The sequence below is a fragment of the Martinezella rhizogenes genome (genome assembly GCF_007002745.1).
GTDB classification, from domain to species: Bacteria; Pseudomonadota; Alphaproteobacteria; order Rhizobiales; family Rhizobiaceae; genus Agrobacterium; species Agrobacterium cucumeris.
In genome coordinates this window covers 452,266-473,887 of record NZ_SGNY01000002.1, presented here as the reverse complement: position 1 = coordinate 473,887, position 21,622 = coordinate 452,266, and the positions used below count along the sequence as shown (strand labels likewise).

Below are 21,622 nucleotides of genomic sequence, written 5' to 3'. Positions count from 1 at the left end.
AACAGGTTTCGGCAGAAAAATGGCGGTGGAGAGGTTGGGCTGTGCCCGTCTCCGTGCTGCTGCATCTTGCCGTTGTCGCGATCTTCCTTTTCGAACTGCCGGAACGGATAGCCGAACCGCAGGAGCCGGAAAGCATCAGCGTCGATCTGGTGTCGCCGCCTGAGGAGAAGAAGGCAGAGGAAGGCAAACCGCCCGGTGCGGAAGAGGCAAAGCAGGAGGAGAAGCCGCAGCCTCCGCCACCACCGCCAGCGCCGCCGGCAGAGGAAGCAAAACCTTTGCCGCCCATGCCGGCAACGTTGCCCGCCATCGCCATGAGGCCGGAAGAGGCGCAGTCCGACCCTGAGGACAAGCCGGGAAAAGCTGAAGAGGCGGAAAAGACCGAGCCTTCCGAGCAACCAGAAAGCCAGCCGGAAAAAACGGCAGAGGAGAAGCCCGCGCCTGCTGCCGCCAATAGCGACCTTCAGGCTTCCGCCGATCAGGGGGAGATTGCGGTTTCGCCCGCCAAGCAAGAGGCTGAGCCGGATCAAGCACCCGTGCCGCAAGCAAAGCCCACGGAGGAAAAGCCAGCTGACGTGGCGGAAGAAAAGCCCGCAAAACTTCCTGCTGCCAAAAGTCTGCTTTCCTCGTCGCTGCTTTCTCCCGCCCAGAGACGTCAGATGTTCGGTGATCTTCCACCGCGTCGCCGTGTCGTGCAGCTTTGCAGCACGGAGGCCCTGGCCCAAATTCAGGGTGCGGGTTTTGCAGCCAGGGGCATGATACCCTTTTCAGATACCGGTGGCAGGATCTCCGGGAACTCGATCGATGCTTCGGGCGGTGCATTCAACACCGGCAATAGCTGGCACGATGTATCGTTCCAGTGCGAGGTTGATCTGGAGAATTATACCGTCACGGAATTCCGGTTTAAAATCGGCAATGCGGTAAGCCCGGATGATGCGAAAAAGCGCGGCTTCACGCGTTTCCAGTAAGGGCACAGATTCTGAGGTCGCCGGTGAAACGCCCAACATCTCTTTCGTCACCCTCGGGCTTGTCCCGAGGATCTGCAATCGATTGATTTTGTTGATGTGCTTAGATCCCTGGGACAAGCCCAGGGATGACGCAGTGCAAGGCACTAGTGTTTCGCGAGCTAAGGACGTTATACCCTCTCCGGATCACCCACCAGCAGCCCGATACCCGCCATCAACGCATCCTCGTCATAAGGCTTCCGGATCACCGGCACAGCCCCGAATTCATCCGGCACCATGCTGCCATCCGCATAACCGGTGGCAAAGAGGAAGGGGATGCCGCGGCGGTGAAGTTCCCGGGCGACGGGGATCGAGGTGTCGGAACCGAGATTGATGTCGAGAATGGCGACGTCAGGCACGTAGCTCTTCAGCTTTTCGATCGCCATCGCCGATGAGGTTGCTGTTTCGATCGTCTTGATGCCGTTGTCTTCCAGCATGTTTTCGACATCCATGGCAATCAGCATCTGGTCTTCGACAAGCAATATCTTCAACGGTTCCTCCCGATTGTAACGTCTGGCCTGCGGCACGATTTCTTCCTCGGTTTTTGCGGTGGAGGCCGCCATGGCCGATGAAACGTGGCGGGAGGGCAGGAGAATGTCCGCCTCCAGCCCGTCCGGCAAATATCGTATCGTGCTGCGCCCACCGAGATCGTAGGGAATGCTGCGGCTGATGAGCGCCGTGCCGAAACCGGCGCGCGACGGCGTCGGCAGCTTGGTTGGCAGGGTTTCACGCCACTGGATTTCGCAATCGCCGTTCTCGTTGACGTCCCAGTTTACGTGCAACTGCCCGCCGGTCTGCGAAAGCGCACCGTATTTGGCGGCATTCGTTGCCAGTTCATGCAGAACCAAGGCCATGACGGAGAAAGCGCGCGAATCGAGCGTGACCTGCGGACCTGCAAGCTTCACCGTCGTTTCCGGCGAGCGATGCGGCGACAGTTCAGCTTCCAGCAGATCGCGCAACGCGCCGCCGCCTTCACCGCGAATGATCTGGTCATGGGCAAATGACAGCGCCTGAATGCGGCCCTTCAGCGCGCTCACATATTCCTGCAGCGTCTTGCCCTCCTGCGAGGGGTTGCCGACCAGCGATTTGATGATGGCGAGAACATTCTTGACGCGGTGATTAAGCTCCTCGTTCAGCATGCGCTGGCGCACTTCCGCGCGCTCCCTCTCGCCGGCCATCAGCTCGCTGTGATGGAAGGCGACCTCGACAAGCGCAATTCTGGCCGCTTCGGCAATTTCCCGGTCGGCTTCCGACCAGGGCTGCGCCTGCAGGCGAACGGTTTCTTTCCAGATCGCGAAACTCTTACGGGGGGTGAGGCGGTCGCCCAACGGGCCGGTCTCATAGGATTTTTCGGGATTGCCGGCCCAGTTCAGATTTTGAACGATCTCCTTGCGGAAAAACAGCAGATAGTCGTTCTTGACCTGCGACAAGGGAATGGCAAGCATCCCGGCGGCCGTGCCGGCATAGATTTCCGCTTCCGGTATGGCGTGCGACAGCGCATGGGTGGCCCAGACCTTACTTTCGGAAGCCGAGGCGACGAAGCGCGCCAGCCTTGGAATGGCATCCTGCGGCGGCGTTGCGCCATGGCCGTGCCAGTTGTTGCCAACCCAGAGCCCGACGCCATCGCAGGGCATCAGCTCGGCAAAATCCTGGAAACTGTCGATCAGCAATTCTTCGATATTGGCGTGATGGGCGGCAAGCCGCAGGAAGCGGTCAAGTGCGGCATGGGCGTGGTTGACGGTATCGAGCCGGCGCTTCTGCTTCAGAACCTGCAAATGCATGGAGAAAAATTCTCCGAACATTTCGGCGGCGATCCGGACCGGCATCGTCAGAACGCGCGGAGAATAATGGTGACAGGCGATGAGGCCCCACAGCGCCCCATCGACAATCACCGAAATCGACATGGAGGCGCCAACACCCATGTTGCGAAGATATTCGCAATGGATGGGCGAGACGCTGCGCAGATGCGCGAAGGACAGATCGAGCGGTTCACCGGAGGCGTCGAGAGCGGGCAGGACGGCAACGCGTGCACCGCTGGCATCGGAAATGATGCGCAGCGTGTTCTTGAGATAAAGCGCCCGGGCTTGCTGGGGTATGTCGCTCGCCGGAAAATATTGCCCGAGAAAGCTCTCCAGTTCCGGCTGTTTTGCCTCCGACACCACCTTGCCGGCCCCGTCTTCCTCAAAACGGTAGATCATCACCCGGTCATAACCTAAAGTCGCCTTTATCAGCCGGGTCGTTCTTGAAATCAGGCTTTCGACGCTGTCGGCCTCGCGGATGCGGTCCACCATCTTGCGCGCCGTGCCAAGCGGTTGCGTTTCGCCTTGCGATGGTTCGAACTCGATGATGGTGGTGGATTTGTAACGGTGCAGGGCAATATCGAAGCTGCGGCCATCGCTCATCTGCATGTTGGGCAACATGGCGGGGCGGGTGGTTCTGCCGGTTACAGTCAGCGCGTTGCGAAGATCGTGGACGAGGTCCTTGCCGAGCACTTCTTCGGCAGTTCTGCCGTTCAGATCGCCCTCGATGCCCAGAATGTCGCGGCAGTTTTCCGAATGCCGCAGAACCATGCGCAGGGCATTGTCGCAGGCGATTAGACAGCCATGCGGTTGAATATAACCTGGAATGTGGATGGGTTCGCGATCGCAATTGGTCAGGTCGACTTGATAGTCAGTGGATGCCATGAAGAAGTCTTTCGCACCCTGTGCCCGGCTTGGTACTTGTCTTGTGTTGAAAATAGTCTGTTCGTCGAGGAACGGGGAAGCCTGAATAATTCATTCTGATATTGCCAACCCTTCCCCGTTTTCTTGCAACCGTGACGTCGCTTTTCCGTTAGTTGTTACGGCCCGCCGTCGCGTTATTGTTTTATCTCTACCCCTATCGGATAGAATTTGACATGGCGTAACGTTCGCAGTGCCGATTTTGTTCCAGCCTGTTTGAAAGAAAAAAATGTGCCGCAGAAGACAATAACCATCGCCACCCAAGGACAGGGGCTCTACGAGTTCACATCCGAAGCCAAGGGTTTCGTGAGAGGGAGCGGTGTGGACGAAGGCTTGCTGACAGTCTTTGTCCGGCATACATCCTGCTCGCTGCTTATCCAGGAAAATGCCGATCCGGATGTCCAGCGTGATCTCTCGATGTTCTTTTCCCGCCTCGTGCCGCCTTCGGACGATGCCTCAATGCGCTGGGTCATCCACACACTGGAAGGCCCTGACGATATGCCTGCACACATCAAATCGGCCCTAACGGCGGTTTCGATCGGCGTGCCGATCGGGCAGGGCAGGCTCGCGCTTGGCACCTGGCAGGGGATCTATCTTTTCGAGCACCGCGACCGGCCGCACCGCCGCGAAATCGTGCTGCATATCTCCGCCTGATCTTCCATTCATGAATGGGTGTTTTGCCGTTAATAACCATGAACCCCTGCTGAACATGCGGTTCTGTTAATGTTCAGACGGCTGGAACTAGGGTCTCCTCAATCGCTGAGGGACGTTCCCTGCCGGCGAAGAACAAATGGAGTGAGTTCATGTTCAACACCTTTGCAAAAGCCGGCCTTGCCGCTCTCATTGCTTTCGGCGGCATCTCCGCCACCGCTCCTGCGGCTTCGGCTGGCTCGGATGTTCAGTTCAGAGTTCAGGTTCAGGATGGCTATGGCCATGACAGAGGCCGCGGCTGGGGTCGTCCCGATCGCCCGCGCTTTGGCTGCTCGCCGCGCTTTGCGGAAGAAAAGGCAAGCCGCATGGGTCTTCGCCGTGCCCGCGTTGTTGACGTATCGCCGCGCCGCGTCGTGGTTGCAGGCTTCGACCGTCAGGGCCGTGACCGCATCGTCTTTGCCAATGAGCGTGGCTGCCCGGTCATCCGCCGCTAAAGCGGACAATATCGATCCGGTGACATCCCCGTCCGCCGGATGGATAAAAAATGCCCCTCGCTTGTCCGGAAAGGCAGGCGAGGGGCATTTCTTTTTTTAACCGGCCGATGCCGGATTTAGAACGGGCGGGAGGCGACACGCAGGTGCCGCCCCTGACGTGTTCTTACTGTTCGAGGGCGAAGGTGACGTTGACCACCACGCTGTAATTGTTCTCACCCGAAGCGATCGGCACGCTGTCGGCTTCCTTCATCATCGACGCGCGCATCGCGCCGGCTGGCATCGGCATCGGGCGCTGCGAGTTTTCGCTGATCTGAATGACGCGGCCGAGCTTCACGCCTGCCGCTTCCGTCAGCGTCTTCGCCTTGGCGATCGCATCGGCCACGGCCTGTTTGCGGGCCTCGGTAACCGTGGCTTCGGGCTTGTCATTGGTGAAGGTGATATCGCCGCCCTGATTGATGCCAAGCTTGACGGAGGTATCGAGGATCGCGCCGAGCTTCTTCAGGTCGCGCACCCGCACCGTCAGGCCGTTGGAAACCTGATAGCCGGTGATCTCAGGCGCAACATAAACGCCGTCCTTGGGCTCATAATGCTTGTAGAGCGGCTGTACCGAGAAATTGCTGGTCTGCAGATCCCGATCTTCGATGGCGGCTTCTTTTAGCGCCTTCAGAACCTCGGCGAGCGCCTTGGAATTCTCGGTAAGTGCCGCAGCCGCCGTTTCCGCCTGCTTGACGACGCTGAAGGACAGGATCGCCATATCAGGGGCAATGGCCGCCTGGCCTTCGCCGGAAACACTGATGGTGGCTTCGCGCGGGTTGGCTTCCTGTGCAAGCACCTGGCTGGCCAGCGGCACCATTGCTGCTGCGGTCAAAGCGGTGAGTGCGAAAAGGCGGGCCTTTTTTGTCGTCATGGTGTTTCCTCGTTGATTGTGTCCCTTTGGAGGGTATTGCCTTAGATTGTGTAGCTAATACGGCGGCGGTGCCTTGCGGAAGCATCAATGGCTTGTCGGGCTATAAAAATTACGTTAGAGCGTGACCCACCGGATTCGAACCATTGCGAAACCGGTATTTCGGATCACCTTGCTCCGATAAGGGCCTGTAGCTCAATGGTTAGAGCCGGCGGCTCATAACCGCTTGGTTGGGAGTTCGAGTCTCTCCAGGCCCACCATTTTTCTTTCATATTTCGAATGAATTGGCGATTCCGCTCATCAGCTAGCGATGCTTCATTGATCATTGCCGCCTTCGACACCTTTTGCTCCATCCAACAAAAAATCCGACCAGCCATTCAGACTGATCGGATCATCCAGAGCGAATTTTCAGCGATGCGGTCAGTTACAGACCCGCATGCTCTCCGTATGCCAGCCGCCGTCATAGGAATTGGGGACGCGGCGGTCTTCGAACCAGCAGCGCGGGCGGGGCGGCGGCGGGGGTTCGTAGTAGCGGGGGCCGTTGTTGCTGTTGGCAATCGCGCCGCCGATCAGGCCGCCGATGACGCCTGCGGCAAGGCCGCCGGCGATTGCGGCGCCATCATTGTGGCGGCGGTGTTCGCGGTAGGGCGGTGGGGGTGGGCCGCCACGGTCATAACCACGGTCGTAGCGCGGACGATAGGGATAATCCTGCGCGGCAGCGGTGCCGTAGGATGCGAAGACGCTGCCGGTGGCGACCAGCGCGGCAAGGGTGGAAAGAATGATCTTTTTCATCGGGGCTACTCCATAAGCCTGCCTTGGGAGATAGAGGCTCATTATGCCCGCATGATGGCACGGGTCTGCTGAACGGTTTGTGAATGTTTTGTTGTTCAGGGGTTCATGTTTTTGGCATCGCTAAAGTCGGCGGGTTGAGGCGGGCATTGTTTTGTCAGTCAAGAAAAAGCCCGGCGAATAGCCGGGCTTTTTTATGTTTGATCCGGTCGGGCAGGATCAGAATTTCACACCGAGGCCCACCTTGACGGTGTGCTGGTCGAAATCGGTATTGACGCCAAAAATGTCCTTGTCGCCATAATCGTTGTAGCGATATTCCAGCCGGCCGAACACATTGTCGGTGAAGGCGTAATCAAGACCCGCGCCAACGGTGAAGCCGTTGAATGTGGTGCTGTCCTTGCCGGCGCCGGGGGTTTCGATGAAACCACGTGTGGCTGTCCAGCCGGCCGTGCCGTAGAGCAGGGCGCGGTCGAAGGCATAACCGACGCGGCCACGGACTGAGCCCTGCCAGTCGGTGCCGATCTGCACACCGGCATAGTCATTGTCGTTCCAGTTATAATCGACGTCACCTTCGATGCCGACGACGAAATTATTGTCGAACTGGTAATTATAACCGGCAAAGGCACCCAGAATGCCGCCATCGAAATTATCCGAAGCGACGGGGCCGCCAGCCGAAAAATCGCCATTCGCCCAGCCCGCGCCGCCTTGAATACCAAGATAAGGACCAGACCAGGTGAAGACCGGCAGGGTTTCCTGCGCGACCGGAGGTGCCGGCGTTTCGTATACGGCATCCGCAGCCATTGCGGTGCTGGCGGAAAGGGCCAGAAGTGACGTTACGATCAGCGTTTTCATCGTTATACTCCCTGAGCTACTGTCGTCTATAGCATATATTAGTCGCATTTAATATGGTCTCGGGCCTGGCAATTCCAAGAGGCGCTATGTCCTCCGGTGTTCTTGACTGTCGTGCCCGGATCGCGGCGATTTTTCTCGCCCCGCCATGCTGTTCTGATGCGGCGAACGTCCTCAGCGGCGTTTGGTTCCCTTTGTCTTTCCGTCAGTGGCCCGGCGAACTGTCAGTCCGGTGTCACGCTTGGTTGTCTTGACAGCGTGGGGCACGACCATAGAGTTGTGTCTGTCCGTGGCAGGACCGCTGCTTCGCCGCTCCAGCCGCTTCACATCGGAAAGGGTGTGGAGAGCGGTTGAAACGTCGCTATCACGCCGGGTCGCCATGGACGGAAATGGGTAAGGGAGGGCAGCATCGCATGCGGGTTTGTTTTTATGAGGGAGGGGCGACGTGATCGTCGGAGCCGTTCTCAGTGCCATTCTTCTGCTGGTCCTCATTGCATTTCCGCGGCATCTCAAACCCGTCGTCATCTGCCTGCTGCTGATCTGGGGGGCGACAGCGGCCTTTGTCATTTATGACTGGTGGCGTGGCAGCCAGCGGCTCGGCCATGTCATTGCGACAGCCAGTTTCGATGCGGCCTGCCCGGATCCGGCTTTGCCCATTCGCGTCAGCTTCCGCAACGACAATGATGTGGCCGTGCAGCGCCTGACCTATACTCTCGAAGGGTTTGAACCCGCCTTCCGCGCTTCAGTCGCCTTCGATCCCTATCAGGTGAGCGAAAGACGCATCGAGGCGGGGGAGACTTTCGCCGCATGCCGGGCTTTCCGGTTGCGCAACAATGAAAGAGTGGAACCGCAGCGGCTGGAATGGCGTGTCACCGTTATTTCGGCGGAGTTCGACTAGGCGGCCGGGCGCGGTTCCCGTCATCACGGTATTTTGAGAATTTTCGCGCCGTTGCGCAGCCACCGGTAAACCCTTGCGGCGCAACGGGTCTGCGAGGGCTGTCATCGAGCCACCGGCCATGCCCATGCTTGGTTTGGCCGGTGCCGGACTTGTTTTCGCCGGTTTGCGATGCCATCTCGCCCCCGTCCGATGAATGTCGCGGGTTGATGTTTTGCGTATCGTTTTGAAGTTTTTGAAAATCACGGCCATTGGCCTTGTCGCCCTGCCGGTTCTGGCGGGCGCGCATATGGGTATCGGCCAGCTGACCGGAAATTTCCACGAGGTCATCCCCGGCGAACTTTATCGTTCGGCCCAGCCGAGCGGCAAGGACATAGCAGCCTACGCCAAGTCCTATGGCATCAAGACCATCATCAACCTGCGTGATGAAAAGCGTGAAGGCTGGTATGACGCCGAAAGCCAGGCGGCGAAGAAAAACGGTATCCGGCTGGTCGATTTTCCGATGAGTTCTAGCGAAAAGCTTTCGCCGGAAGACGCGGAAACGCTGGTGGCCGTGCTGCAGAATGCGGAAAAACCGATCCTCATCCATTGCGAACACGGTGCCAACCGCACGGGGCTTGCCTCGGCGATCTATGTAGGAGCGGTGGCCGGCAAGAGCGAGGCGGCGGCCGAATTCCAGCTCTCGCCCTATTACGGGCATGTGCCTATCCCCGGTATCGGCAGATATGAGATGTATCAGTCCTGGGATGATTTCGAGGAAACCATCGGTTTCTGAGGTTTAACGAGTGGCCGTCACCCCGGACTTGATCCGGGGTCCAGCACTATCCAAGTCCCTGATCGTGAGAAACTCTTTTCACGGCGCCGACACACCGTGGCTGGATGCCGGCTTAGGGCCGGCATGATGGAAGGTATTGACGCCTCAATAATCCCCGCCGTTTTCCGCAATCACCTTCGTCAGGCTTCCCGTGGCCGGGAAAAGCGGAATGAGGCAGGCCTGCAGCGCGTGGTAGATATCGCCCTTGCCGGGGAACAGCGTATGCGCCGGAACCAGATTTTCCGTCAGTTCCTCGTGCCAGCCGCCATTGTCATGGTCGATGAAGTTGTTGGCGATGGTGCTCCAGATGCGGCGGTAGCTGTCTTCATAGAAGGGGTCCGCCGGCAGGTTTTCATTGAGGAAGTGGGCGGCACCCGCCGCCTCGCACATCGGCCACCAGAGTTTTGCCTGCTTGTCGGGATTGTCGTCCCAGTCGAGCGTATAAAAGAAGCCGCCCTTTTCGCGGTCCCAGCCCAGCGCCATGGATTGCACGAACAGCGATTTTGCGGCGACCGGCATCCAGTCGTGGCGGCGTTCGCCCAGTATCCATAATTGCAGGATGAGGCGTGCCCATTCCAGCCAGTGGCCGGGGGTGGAGCCGGAGGGGCGGAACATTTCATTGCCGCGATACGCCTTGTCGAGCGTCCAGTTCTCGTCGAAATGCTCCGGCACCCGGAAGTCCAGCTCGCCGGCGCGGCGGCGGATGACAAGATCGGCGATGCGTTCGGCCTTGGTGAGATAGTTGCTGTCCCCTGTCGCCTCATAGGCGGCCATCAGCGCTTCGGTCAGGTGCATGTTGGAGTTCTGGCCACGGTAATTCTCGATGGGTGACCAGTCGCGGTTGAATTCTTCGGCGATGGCGCCGTGTTTTTCTTCCCAGAAACGGGTTTCCAGCACTTCGGTAATATCGGCCAGCATCTGGTCGGCCAGCGGATGCCCGACGGTCTTGGCGGAAGAGGCGGCCAGAAGCACGAAGGCATGGCCATAACCCTGCTTGGTGGCGTCGACAGGGCCGGCATCGTTCACCTGCCAGAAATAACCGCCATGCTCGTTGTCACGGTGTTTGTTCCAGAGATAGGTCATGCCGTGGTCGACGATATCGCCGCAGCCAGGCCGGCCGAGTAGATGGCCGATGGAGAAGCAGTGCACCATGCGGGCCGAAGCGTGGATGCCGCGTACTGGATCGTCTTTCTGCAGCGGCGCGCCCTTGGGATCGAGGTCGAAAAAGCCGCCGGCGGAATTCACGGCGCGATACTGGAAGAAATCGAAAAGTCCCTCGGCCTGTTTCACCAGCCATTGGCGGTGCCAGGGCAGGGTGTTCCAGTTGCGGCTGTTATGATCTTCCTCGGGCATTCTCGTCCTCCATGCGGTTTGCTGCATTGGCTTATATCCTTGCCGTATAAACCTGTCATCTGTCAGTGAAATTTCGTAGTCTGCCGCAACGGCGCAAAGCTATGCCTGTCCCTTGAAGATATATTGACATAAACATATCTTTATGTGACTTGACGGCTTGCGATCTTGCAAATCGAAATGAGGAGTGTGCCCGTGTTTGACGACCTGTTTGGCCCCGAAGGGGCAAAGCGCGACGGCGCGGAAATTTTCAAGGCACTGCGCGAGGCCGCAAGCGAACGCATCCTCATTCTCGATGGCGCCATGGGCACGCAGATCCAGGGTCTCGGTTTTGACGAAGACCATTTCCGCGGTGACCGTTTTATCGGCTGTGCCTGTCACCAAAAGGGCAATAACGACCTTCTGATCCTGACCCAGCCGGATGCAATCGAGGAAATCCATTATCGTTACGCCATGGCGGGTGCGGATATTCTTGAAACCAACACGTTTTCGTCGACGCGCATCGCGCAGGCTGATTACGAGATGGAAAATGCCGTCTATGACCTCAACCGTGAGGGCGCGGCAATTGTTCGCCGTGCTGCCCAGCGCGCCGAGCGGGAAGACGGACGCCGCCGTTTCGTGGCCGGCGCCATCGGCCCGACCAACCGCACGGCCTCGATTTCGCCAGATGTCAACAATCCCGGTTATCGTGCCGTCAGTTTCGATGACCTGCGTATTGCCTATGGCGAGCAGATCGACGGCCTGATCGACGGCGGTGCCGACATCATCCTCATCGAGACGATTTTCGATACGCTGAACGCCAAGGCGGCGATCTTTGCCTGCGAGGAGCGTTTCGAGGCCAAGGGCATTCGCTTGCCGGTGATGATCTCCGGCACGATCACCGACCTTTCCGGCCGTACGCTTTCCGGCCAGACGCCGTCTGCTTTCTGGAATTCGGTGCGCCACGCCAACCCCTTCACCATCGGGCTTAACTGCGCGCTGGGTGCGGATGCAATGCGTCCGCATCTGCAGGAATTGTCCGACGTGGCAGACACCTTCGTCTGCGCCTATCCCAATGCCGGCCTGCCGAATGAATTCGGCCAATATGACGAAACGCCTGAAATGATGGCGCGTCAGGTTGAGGGCTTCGTTCGTGACGGTCTCGTCAACATCGTCGGCGGCTGCTGTGGCTCGACGCCGGAGCATATCCGGGCGATTGCCGAAGCCGTGAAGGGTTACAAGCCGCGCGAGATTCCCGCGCATGTGCCCTTCATGTCGCTTTCTGGTCTCGAGCCTTTTGTGCTGACCAAGGACATTCCTTTCGTCAATGTCGGCGAGCGCACCAACGTTACCGGCTCGGCCCGCTTCCGCAAGCTCATCACCGCCGGCGATTACACGGCGGCGCTGGCTGTCGCCCGCGATCAGGTGGAAAACGGCGCGCAGATCATCGACATCAACATGGATGAAGGCCTGATCGATTCCGAAAAGGCGATGGTGGAATTCTTGAACCTCATCGCCGCCGAGCCTGACATCGCCCGCGTGCCTGTCATGATCGACAGCTCCAAGTTCGAGATCATCGAGGCCGGTCTGAAATGCGTTCAGGGCAAGTCGATCGTCAATTCCATTTCGCTGAAGGAAGGTGAGGAGAAGTTTCTCCAGCAGGCGCGGCTCGTTCATAATTACGGTGCGGCCGTGGTGGTCATGGCCTTTGACGAGGTCGGGCAGGCGGATACCTATCAGCGCAAGGTGGAAATCTGCGCGCGCGCCTACAAGCTGCTGACCGAAAAGGCCGGCCTGTCGCCGGAAGACATCATCTTCGACCCGAATGTGTTCGCCGTGGCGACGGGTATCGAAGAGCACAATAATTACGGCGTGGACTTCATCGAGGCCACCAAGACCATCCGCGAAACCATGCCGCTGACGCATATTTCCGGCGGTGTTTCCAACCTGTCCTTCTCCTTCCGCGGCAACGAGCCGGTGCGCGAGGCGATGCATGCCGTGTTCCTTTACCACGCCATTCAGGTCGGCATGGATATGGGCATCGTTAATGCCGGGCAGCTTGCGGTTTACGACAATATCGATGCGGAACTGCGCGAGGCCTGCGAGGACGTGGTGCTGAACCGTCGCGACGATGCGACCGAGCGTCTGCTTGAAGTGGCGGAGCGTTTCCGTGGCACGGGCGCCAGGGACACCAAGGTGCAGGATCTTTCCTGGCGCGAGCTTGCCGTCGAGAAGCGGCTGGAACATGCGCTGGTCAACGGCATCACCGACTATATCGAGGCCGATACGGAAGAGGCGCGCCAGAAGGCTGCCCGTCCGCTGCACGTTATCGAAGGGCCGCTGATGGCCGGCATGAACGTGGTCGGCGATCTCTTCGGCTCGGGCAAGATGTTCCTGCCGCAGGTGGTGAAATCCGCCCGCGTGATGAAGCAGGCGGTTGCCGTGCTTTTGCCTTACATGGAAGAGGAAAAGCGCCAGAATGGCGGCTCCGAGCGCAGTGCCGCCGGCAAGGTGCTGATGGCGACCGTGAAGGGCGATGTGCACGATATCGGCAAGAACATCGTCGGCGTCGTTCTGGCCTGCAACAATTACGAGATCATCGATCTCGGCGTCATGGTGCCGACGACGAAGATCCTTGAGACGGCGATTGCCGAAAAGGTGGATGTGATCGGCCTTTCCGGCCTTATCACGCCGTCGCTGGATGAAATGGTGCATGTGGCCGCCGAAATGGAGCGGCAGGGTTTCGATATTCCGCTGCTGATCGGCGGCGCGACGACCAGCCGTGTGCATACGGCGGTGAAAATCCATCCGCGTTACGAGCAGGGGCAGGCGATCTATGTCACCGACGCTTCGCGTGCGGTAGGCGTCGTGTCGGCGCTTCTCTCGGCCGAGCAGAAGCCGGCTTATATCGATGGCATCCGCAGCGAATATGCGAAGGTGGCGGAAGCCCATGCCCGCAACGAGCGCGAAAAGCAGCGTCTGCCGCTGTCGCGCGCCCGTGAGAATGCGCACAAGATCGACTGGTCGAGCTACAGCGTCGTCAAGCCGCAGTTCTTCGGCACCAGGGTATTCGAGACCTATGATCTGGAAGAGCTTTCCCGTTACATCGACTGGACGCCGTTCTTCCAGACCTGGGAATTGAAGGGCCGTTTCCCGGCGATCCTTGAAGACGAAAAGCAGGGCGAGGCGGCGCGGCAGCTTTATGCCGATGCGCAGGCAATGCTTGCGAAGATCATCGAGGAGAAGTGGTTCCGGCCGCGCGCGGTGATCGGCTTCTGGCCGGCCAATGCGGTGGGCGACGATATCAAGCTGTTTACGGATGAAAGCCGCAGGCAAGAGCTCGCCACCTTCTTCACGCTGCGCCAGCAGCTTTCCAAGCGCGATGGACGCCCGAATGTGGCGCTGTCGGATTTCGTGGCGCCTGTCGATAGCGGCGTTGCCGATTATGTTGGTGGCTTCGTGGTGACGGCGGGCATCGAGGAAGTGGCGATTGCCGAGCGCTTCGAGCGGGCCAATGACGATTATTCGTCCATCCTCGTCAAGGCGCTGGCCGACCGTTTTGCCGAAGCCTTTGCCGAGCGCATGCATGAGCGGGTGCGCAAGGAATTCTGGGGTTATGCGCCGGACGAGGCTCTTGGCGGCGATGACCTGATCGGCGAAGCCTATGCCGGTATTCGCCCTGCACCCGGCTATCCGGCGCAGCCCGATCATACCGAAAAGAAGACGCTGTTTGCCCTGCTCGACGCCACCAATGCGGCGGGTGTGGAGCTGACGGAAAGCTATGCCATGTGGCCGGGATCCTCGGTCTCCGGCATCTATATCGGTCATCCCGAGAGCTATTATTTCGGTGTCGCCAAGGTGGAGCGGGACCAGGTTCTCGACTATGCGCGCCGCAAGGATATGCCGGTGACAGAGGTCGAGCGCTGGCTCGGGCCGGTACTTAACTACGTGCCGACAAATGGCGCTGAGGAAATCGACAGCGCGGCCTGATGTTTCGGGCGTCGTTGCTGCAAAAAAAAAGCGCGGGTTCTGCCCGCGCTTTTTTGTTGGCCGTTGCGCTTACGATCTCAGCGCCGCCAGTTCCTCGATGCCGACATGGCTTTCGACCTCGCTGCCACGCAGATAGAGGTAAAGGCCAATGCAGAAGGCGAGCACGGCGATGAAGACCAGATACCAGGCATGCGCCATGGGATTGATGGCGAGCGCGGTCGTCACTCCGATCGGCGTCAGCCCACCGAAGACGGCATAGGAGACGTTGTAGGCGAAGGAGAGGCCGGAGAAGCGGACCGACGCGGGGAAGGCGCGGACCATGACATAAGGCACGGCTCCCGCCATGCCGACCGAAAGGCCCATGACGCCGTAGAGAATGAACATGGTTTCAAGCGACGCGCCGGCATAGCTGTAGAAGGTGAAGGTGGCGATGCCAAAGAAGATGCTGGCAGCCATGAAGAAAATGCCGGAGCCGACACGGTCGATCAATGCACCGGCGATAATGACGCCGAAAATCAGGAACAGCGTGCCGAAGCTGGTGCCAGCCAGCGCCTGCGTCGGGGTGTAGCCATAAAGCTTCTGCAGAAAGGTGGCCGTCATCAGCGTGGTCACCACGATGGCCGCCGACAGAACCCAGGTGAGCAGGGCGGAAATGATGACGCCGCGCATATGGTGCTTCAGCACCAGCCCGAGCGGCAGCTTGTCCGTCAGCGACTTCGATTTTTTCATCTCGTTGAAGATCGGCGTCTCTTCCAGCCAGCGGCGCAGATAGACGGCGATCAGGCCGAAAATCCCGCCGAGCAGGAAGGGAATACGCCATGCATAACCGGCAACATCTTCCGGCGAAAAGAGCGAGTTGATGGCAAAGGCAATCAGCGATCCCAGCATGATGCCGAAGGAGAGGCCGGATGTGAGGAAGCCGCAGGCAAGCCCGACACGACGGAAAGGCACGTGTTCGGCAACGAAGGTCCAGGCGCCCGGCACTTCACCGCCAATGGCTGCACCCTGCAGCATGCGCAGGATGATGAGCAGGATTGGGGCGGCGACGCCGATAGTGGCATAGGTCGGCATCAGCGCCATGCCCAGCGTGGAGAGCGCCATCAGGAGGATGGAAAAGGCAAAGACGCGCTTGCGGCCATAACGGTCGCCATAATGCGCCAGAACGATGCCGCCGAGCGGTCGCACCAGATAACCGGCGGCGAAGATGCCGAAGGTCTGGATCATCACCAGCCAGTCCGGCATTTCCGGCGGAAAGAACAGGTGGCCGATGACGGTGGCGAAAAACACGAAAATGATGAAATCGTAAAATTCGAGCGCGCCGCCCAGGGCCGAAAGACCCAGAGTTCTGTAATCCTGGCTGTTCAGGGGCCGGGCAGCTGCCGGTGTGCTGGTGGGAGACATAGGCCTGCTTCTTTTTCTAATTCACATGTTGCTAATGGGCATGCTGCAAGAGAAGCGGGATTTCAAGCTTTATCGGTTCTCAATCGCTTATGAATTTTGATGGGCGATCGAGAAAGCGCCGCAGGAAAGTGATGTTCTCCAACTCGTCATAGAGGCGTTCGGTGATGCCATCCTCATCGAAATAATAGATCGTCGCTTCCGGAATGGCCAAAAGCACCGGTGAATGGGTGGCGATGATCAGCTGTCCGCCACTGTCGGCGGCGTGGCGGATGATGGCCGCAAGCTCCAGCTGTTTTTGCGGTGAAAGCGGGCTTTCGGGTTCGTCGAGGAAATAGAGGCCGGCACCATGTACCCGCTGCTGCATGATATCGAGAAATCCTTCGCCATGCGACCGCCGGTCGATGGTGTTGTTCCTGACGATCCTGCGAAAGGTCTCCGGGGTTTCTTCCGGAAAGTCCTCGCCTTTTTTCAAGGCTTTTTCCCGCTCCCAGCGAAAGTCGTCCAGCGTCTCTTCATTCAGCCGGCGGACATAGCCAAGCACATCTTCGGCGCGCATGAACATGCGGATCTTCGGATATTTCTTGCGGGCGAAATAAAACGCCCTTGCCACGGTCTCGGCATGCTGAAGATAAAGATCACCCGAAACCTGGCCATGGTTACCGATGGCATAGGCCGTCATTCCGGCCGCCAGTCCTTCCAGCAGCGTTGATTTACCCGAACCATTATTGCCGGCAAAAAAAGTGATCGGCGTTTTGAACTCGAGGCGTTCCAGATGGCGCACCGCCGGAACCGAGAAAGGATATTCATCCCGTCCGCCCGGGGTTTCTTTCATGGTTACGCTATCGAGAAACAGCATGTCGCGGTCCTTGCATCTCATACGTCATGTTCACCGACGTTGCGCTCTGTCGCATCATTGCGGCGCTGTGCTCAAAGCAATTGCGTGTGATTGCGGCTTAACGTGGGGCGCTGTTCGCACCAATGGTTTACAGCGTTGGCGGAGATACGTCATGTCGCATCGTTAGAATTCCATTTTATTATAAATTAGTGGGCCTAATTCCAAGTAATAAATCGATATATATTAGATATATACAATATATATCTTAAATTTAAGATGTTATCGTGAGTATATACTTCAAATTAATTCAGTAATGCCAGTTGTCATCATTCTCGTTGTTGTTGGAGAGAGTGAATGAAGCATATTGCGCTTTTTTCGGTCGTATTTCTATTTTCCGCGATATTCGTGGGCGAAGCTGAGGCGCGGAAGTCTCGGTTTTTTGCCATCCCCGGATTCGGTGGCGGCGAGACCATCGATCTCGTTTATGATCTGCCGGACAGCGAGCCTTTTCTTCGCGACGGTGAAGCATTCGACGTTGGTTATCTCAACAGCGGGGATAGGAGCGGTTATGTGCTGTATCGTGACGAGCGTTACAGCAGGCTCAGCGATGCTGACATCGCCAGGCTGAAGGCGACGCTTGGTTTTGATCCGACGACAAAAGATCGCATGGAGCGGGCGGCGAGGGACAGTGACGCGCCCTGGAACCTCGTGATTATCATGGCGGTCGCAATTATTGGCATCTTTGTGCTTGTTCACAAGGGCATGCAACTCGTGCGGTGGATTTCGCGTTTGGCGACGATCTCAGCAGTCACCGGAAGTAAGCAGCAGCAGGAGGAGGAGGACGCCCCTGACCCGCTTGAGGTCCGCACGAAACAGCTGGTGAACCGTCAATGGCGCGATAGCCAGACGGATCACGCGACGCGTAGCCCGGCAGCATCGTCGGTCCATGCATCTGCCCCGGGAGCCGCTCCGGTCCGGGCGTTCGGGCGCAGGGGTGCCTGACCCGGACGCAATTCGCGAATCAGGTGGTTGCGGGCGCCTGCACTATTCGAACCGGTCGATGATGCTTATGCCGCTTTCCTGGAAACTGTTCATGGCGGGCAGGGCCGTGATGGCGTCGGAGAGGCTGATGTGGCGGCCGATCAATTTTTCCGGCGCAAGCTTGCCGCTCTCGATCATGGCCAGCATGTCTTCGTAACGCCACGCCTGCATGCCGTGGCTGCCATAAATCTCCAGCTCGTGGGCGATGACCCGGGCCATGGGGATGGCGGGCATGGCATGATCGGCCAACATGAGGCCGACCTGCACGTGGCGTCCGCGCCGGCGCAGATTGCTGATGGAATTGCAGCAGGTCTGCGGGTGGCCAAGCGCATCGATCGACACATGCGCACCGCCGCCCGTTACTTCGCGCACCGCTTCCGAAACATCGGCGACCGAGCGGCTGTTGATGGTGGCCGCCGCACCGAGCCGTCGGGCGAGTTCGAGCTTGTCTTCGGCAATGTCGATGGCGACGACTTGCGCGCCGAGACCTGCACCGATCATGATGGCGGAGAGGCCGACGCCGCCGCAGCCGTGCACCGCCAGCCATTCGCCACCCTTCAGACGTCCCTGATCGGTCACGGCGCGGAAGGAGGTAGCGAAACGGCAGCCGAGGCCGGCGGCAGTGGCATAACTCATCGTATCAGGCAGATGCACGAGGTTCTGGTCGGCATAATCGATCGCGACATATTCGGCGAAGGAACCCCAATGGGTGAAGCCCGGCTGGAACTGCGCCTCGCAGACCTGCTGGTTGCCGGAGCGGCATTCATGGCAGTGGCCGCAGCCGGAAACGAAAGGCACCGTAACACGGTCGCCTGTCTTGAAACGGGTGACGTTCTTGCCGACCGCGGCGATGACGCCGGCGAATTCATGGCCTGGAACATGCGGCAGGCTAATATCCGTGTCATGCCCCATCCAGCCATGCCAGTCGCTGCGGCAGAGGCCTGTCGCTTTTACTTCGATGACCACACCACTATCGGTCGGTTCCGGATCGGGCAGGGATGCAACGACAGGGGTCTCGCCGAATCGTTCGTAAAAAAGCGCGCGCATCATGGCCTCATATCGCTGGCATGCAGGTTCGAGTTCAATACCTGCTCTAGCCTCTTCCCCCAATGGAGAAAAGCGGTTTAGTCCCTGATCACCATCAGATCGCCTGCCGCGAATTTGAGCGTCACCTGTTCGCCAAGGGCAGGCGGCGCGGTGCCGGGATCATTGAACATGTCGAAAGACAGGGTCGAGCCGCCGAGATCGAGACGGGTGCGGATAACGGAGCCGAGGAACTGGCTGGAGGTGACGGTGCCGGAAATGGCGACATCGCCTTTCGCGTCGTTGCCGAGCGAGCCCGCTTCCGGGCGAAGCGCGAGGGTGATTTTTTCGCCGTTTGCGGCTTCGACCGGTTTGTGCAGCGTCACGTTTTGCTCTCCGACACGAATGGTGTTGGTGGAGGAGTCCATGACCGTGGCGTCGATGAGGTTCAGTGTGCCGACGAAGGAAGCGACGAAACGGGTCGCGGGCTTGTTGTAGATATCGAAGGGCGTGCCGATCTGGTCGGCGCGGCCGGAATTCATCACGACGATACGGTCGGAGATCGACAGGGCTTCTTCCTGATCGTGGGTCACGAAAATGGTGGTGATGCCGAGCTTTTGCTGGATCTGGCGGATTTCCTCGCGCAGCGATACGCGGATCTTGGCGTCGAGCGCGGAAAGCGGCTCGTCCAGCAGAAGCACTTCCGGTTTCGGCGCCAGAGCGCGGGCAAGCGCCACGCGCTGCTGCTGGCCACCCGACATCTGGTAGGGATAACGATCCGCCAGATGTTCCAGATGGATGAGCTGGAGCATTTCCTTCACGCGGGCGTCTATCTCGGCTTTCGGCTTGCCGGCGACTTTCAGGCCAAAGGCGACGTTTTCGTAGACATTCATGTTCGGAAACAGCGCATAGGCCTGAAACACCATGCCGATATTGCGCTGGTTAGGGCGCAGCGTCGTCTGGTCCTTGCCGTTGATGACAATCGATCCGCCGGTCGGGATTTCGAAACCGGCGATCATGCGCAGCACGGTGGTCTTGCCGCAGCCCGATGGCCCGAGGAAGGAGACGAATTCGCCCTTTTCGATGGCCATGTTGAAATCATGCACGACCTGCACGGCGCCGAAGGATTTCTTGATGTTGCTAAGTGTCAAAAAGCTCATGAAAATCTTGTCCTCAGGCCTTGGGAGGCGCGCCCTTCTGGTAACGTGAAACGAGTTGGATCAGACCAAGGCAACCCCAAGTGATGCCGAAGGAAATCACGGCAAGGGCTGCCGGTTCATAGGCGCGGTTGGCGCCAAGCAGCTGCATGTAGGGGCCGAAGGCCGGGCGGTTCAAAAGCGCCGCCATGGTGAATTCACCGATGACGATGGCGAAGGTCAAAAACGCACCTGACAGCACGGCAACCAGAACATTGGGCAGGATGATGCGCGAAAGGATGGTCGTCCAGCCGGCACCGAGGCTTTGGGCAGCTTCTGTCAGCGTCGAGACATCGATGGTTCTGAGGCCCGTATCGACGGCGCGGTACATATAGGGTAAAGCGAGCGTGGCATAACCAAACATCAAGAGCAGGTTGGTGCCGGAGGTGGTGCCGGTCAGCGGCAGCCAGCTGGAGGTGTTGTAAAGCCGGATATAACCGAAGACGATGACGATGGCCGGAATGACCAGCGGCAAAAGCGTGATGAATTCGATATAGGGCCGCAGGCCCGGCAGTTTCAGCCGTACCCAATAGGCGGTGGGCACGACCAGCAGGACCCCGAAAACGATGGTGAACAGCGCCATCACCACCGAATAGCTGAAGGTTTCCTGGAAACGCGGATCGGTCAGCACCTTGCCATAGGCGTCGAAGGAATATTCGCCGCGCCGCATTTTCAGCGAGAAGTTGGTCATGCCGATCAGCGGCAGGGCGAAATAGAGCAGGCCGAAGATCAGCGCGCCCCAGGCGAAAAAACGCTTCATTTCAGCCACCTTTCGCTGCGGGCACGCAGCCAGATATACAGCGCATTGGCGATGCCGGTGACGACGATCATGCCGAAGGCGAGTGCGTAACCAAGATGCGGATTGCCGAGAACGTCGCCGCGAATCTGCGCGAAGAGCAGGATCGGCACGATGTTGAGCGAGGAGCCGGTGAGCGCGATGGCGGTTGCCACGGCGCCAAAGGCATTGGCAAACAGCAGCGACATGGTGCCGAGCAGCGACGGCAGCAGGATGGGGAAGGCCACCATGCGCCAATATTGCAGGCCGGTTGCGCCGAGAATTTCCGCAGCCTCGCGCCATTCGCGCTTCAGCCCGTCCAGTGCCGGCGTGATGATGAGGATCATCAGCGGTATCTGGAAGAACAGATAGGTGACCGTGAGGCCCCAGAAGGACAGGATGTTGAAGCCGAGGAGCCGAAGATCAATGCCGATCTGCGTCTTCAGGAAGACGGTGAGCAAGCCGACAGGGCCAAGCGTGGCGATGAAGGCGAAGGCGAGCGGCACGCCGGCAAATTGCGAGGCGACGCCCGAGAAGGTCAGAAGCGGCCCGCGAATGCGCTGCGGCAGACCGCCCAGCACCACGGCGGCGGCCACGGCAAAACCGATCAGGCAGCCGAGAACCGCCGAGGCGAGGCTGATCTTGATCGAAATCCAGTAGGCCGAAAGAATGGACGGTGTGAAAAGCCCGCCGATGTTTTCCAGCGTGAAGCTGCCATCGGCATGCTGAAACGCGCCGATGACGATCTTCATCGTCGGCAGGATTAGGAAGAGCAGAACAAAGACGGCAAAAGGTACGACGCCTATCCAGTGCAGCGGCAACTTTCTGCCCGCGTCGGATGGTCCGCCGGTGTTGGTTGATGGCATGCCTTGTCCCCAAACGCCGTTTTCGAACGGTCTGTCTATTAAGGTCTTT

The 21,622-nt window shown here is 58.9% G+C and carries 18 protein-coding genes and 1 tRNA gene; 8 read left to right on the top strand and 11 right to left on the bottom strand.

What is annotated here, in order from left to right; translation table 11 throughout:
- Positions 1-41 precede the first annotated feature (41 nt).
- Positions 42-965 (top strand): DUF930 domain-containing protein, encoded by a 924-nt coding sequence (locus tag EXN68_RS07940; protein WP_142840320.1) that lies wholly within the window; start codon positions 42-44, stop codon positions 963-965.
- A 167-nt stretch (positions 966-1,132) separates the two neighbouring features.
- Here EXN68_RS07940 and EXN68_RS07935 read toward each other — a convergent pair whose 3' ends face one another.
- Complete coding sequence (locus EXN68_RS07935; protein WP_142840319.1) at positions 1,133-3,685, bottom strand: HWE histidine kinase domain-containing protein; 2,553 nt, start codon at positions 3,683-3,685, stop codon at positions 1,133-1,135.
- Positions 3,686-3,952: 267 nt separating this feature from the next.
- Here EXN68_RS07935 and EXN68_RS07930 point away from each other — a divergent pair, with 267 nt between their 5' ends.
- Complete coding sequence (locus EXN68_RS07930; RefSeq protein ID WP_142840318.1) at positions 3,953-4,375, top strand: secondary thiamine-phosphate synthase enzyme YjbQ; 423 nt, start codon at positions 3,953-3,955, stop codon at positions 4,373-4,375.
- 149 nt (positions 4,376-4,524) lie between these two features.
- Entirely contained in the window at positions 4,525-4,866 is a 342-nt protein-coding gene (locus EXN68_RS07925) for a hypothetical protein (protein ID WP_142840317.1), read from the top strand.
- Positions 4,867-5,029: 163 nt separating this feature from the next.
- Here EXN68_RS07925 and EXN68_RS07920 read toward each other — a convergent pair whose 3' ends face one another.
- Positions 5,030-5,773 carry an SIMPL domain-containing protein gene (locus tag EXN68_RS07920; RefSeq protein ID WP_142840316.1) on the bottom strand — a complete coding sequence of 248 codons (744 nt, stop codon included), beginning with the start codon at positions 5,771-5,773 and terminating at the stop codon, positions 5,030-5,032.
- A 181-nt stretch (positions 5,774-5,954) separates the two neighbouring features.
- On the opposite strand from EXN68_RS07920, the gene EXN68_RS07915 reads away from it, so the two are divergent.
- Positions 5,955-6,030: transfer RNA gene (locus EXN68_RS07915), tRNA-Ile, on the top strand.
- A gap of 160 nt (positions 6,031-6,190) precedes the next feature.
- Here the strand turns inward: EXN68_RS07915 and EXN68_RS07910 are convergent.
- Together EXN68_RS07910 and EXN68_RS07905 are read right to left on the bottom strand one after the other, a co-directional pair.
- Positions 6,191-6,562 carry a hypothetical protein gene (locus EXN68_RS07910; protein WP_065113813.1) on the bottom strand — a complete coding sequence of 124 codons (372 nt, stop codon included), beginning with the start codon at positions 6,560-6,562 and terminating at the stop codon, positions 6,191-6,193.
- A gap of 216 nt (positions 6,563-6,778) precedes the next feature.
- The gene (locus tag EXN68_RS07905; RefSeq protein ID WP_052818041.1) at positions 6,779-7,411 is read right to left on the bottom strand and encodes an outer membrane protein; all 633 of its coding nucleotides are present in this window, start codon (positions 7,409-7,411) and stop codon (positions 6,779-6,781) included.
- Between the two features lie 442 nt (positions 7,412-7,853).
- On the opposite strand from EXN68_RS07905, the gene EXN68_RS07900 reads away from it, so the two are divergent.
- Both EXN68_RS07900 and EXN68_RS07895 read left to right on the top strand, forming a co-directional pair.
- The gene (locus EXN68_RS07900) at positions 7,854-8,306 is read left to right on the top strand and encodes a hypothetical protein (RefSeq protein WP_142840314.1); all 453 of its coding nucleotides are present in this window, start codon (positions 7,854-7,856) and stop codon (positions 8,304-8,306) included.
- A 211-nt stretch (positions 8,307-8,517) separates the two neighbouring features.
- On the top strand, positions 8,518-9,078 hold the full coding sequence (locus EXN68_RS07895) for a dual specificity protein phosphatase family protein (RefSeq protein WP_142840313.1): 561 nt from the start codon (positions 8,518-8,520) through the stop codon (positions 9,076-9,078).
- A gap of 144 nt (positions 9,079-9,222) precedes the next feature.
- Here EXN68_RS07895 and EXN68_RS07890 read toward each other — a convergent pair whose 3' ends face one another.
- Positions 9,223-10,470: an AGE family epimerase/isomerase gene (locus tag EXN68_RS07890; protein ID WP_142840312.1), complete on the bottom strand. Its 1,248-nt coding sequence runs from the start codon at positions 10,468-10,470 to the stop codon at positions 9,223-9,225.
- 192 nt (positions 10,471-10,662) lie between these two features.
- Between EXN68_RS07890 and metH the strand changes: the two genes are divergently transcribed.
- Positions 10,663-14,436: a methionine synthase gene (gene metH, locus EXN68_RS07885; protein WP_142840311.1), complete on the top strand. Its 3,774-nt coding sequence runs from the start codon at positions 10,663-10,665 to the stop codon at positions 14,434-14,436.
- Between the two features lie 69 nt (positions 14,437-14,505).
- Here the strand turns inward: metH and EXN68_RS07880 are convergent, their stop codons facing one another.
- Positions 14,506-15,837 carry an MFS transporter gene (locus tag EXN68_RS07880; protein WP_142840310.1) on the bottom strand — a complete coding sequence of 444 codons (1,332 nt, stop codon included), beginning with the start codon at positions 15,835-15,837 and terminating at the stop codon, positions 14,506-14,508.
- Between the two features lie 79 nt (positions 15,838-15,916).
- A complete protein-coding gene (locus EXN68_RS07875; protein WP_142840680.1) occupies positions 15,917-16,693 on the bottom strand; it encodes an AAA family ATPase in 777 nt (258 codons plus the stop codon).
- Positions 16,694-17,026: 333 nt separating this feature from the next.
- Between EXN68_RS07875 and EXN68_RS07870 the strand changes: the two genes are divergently transcribed.
- Positions 17,027-17,674 (top strand): hypothetical protein, encoded by a 648-nt coding sequence (locus EXN68_RS07870; RefSeq protein WP_142840309.1) that lies wholly within the window; start codon positions 17,027-17,029, stop codon positions 17,672-17,674.
- Between the two features lie 42 nt (positions 17,675-17,716).
- Here EXN68_RS07870 and EXN68_RS07865 read toward each other — a convergent pair whose 3' ends face one another.
- From EXN68_RS07865 to EXN68_RS07850, 4 genes are all read right to left on the bottom strand, one after another.
- A complete protein-coding gene (locus EXN68_RS07865; RefSeq protein ID WP_142840308.1) occupies positions 17,717-18,760 on the bottom strand; it encodes a zinc-dependent alcohol dehydrogenase family protein in 1,044 nt (347 codons plus the stop codon).
- Between the two features lie 77 nt (positions 18,761-18,837).
- A complete protein-coding gene (locus tag EXN68_RS07860) occupies positions 18,838-19,896 on the bottom strand; it encodes an ABC transporter ATP-binding protein (protein WP_142840307.1) in 1,059 nt (352 codons plus the stop codon).
- Positions 19,897-19,909: 13 nt separating this feature from the next.
- Positions 19,910-20,692 carry an ABC transporter permease gene (locus EXN68_RS07855; RefSeq protein WP_065113804.1) on the bottom strand — a complete coding sequence of 261 codons (783 nt, stop codon included), beginning with the start codon at positions 20,690-20,692 and terminating at the stop codon, positions 19,910-19,912.
- Positions 20,689-21,573, bottom strand: a complete 885-nt coding sequence (locus EXN68_RS07850; protein WP_142840306.1) for an ABC transporter permease — start codon at positions 21,571-21,573, stop codon at positions 20,689-20,691. Before EXN68_RS07850 ends, EXN68_RS07855 begins: the two co-directional genes overlap by 4 nt.
- Positions 21,574-21,622 lie beyond the last annotated feature (49 nt).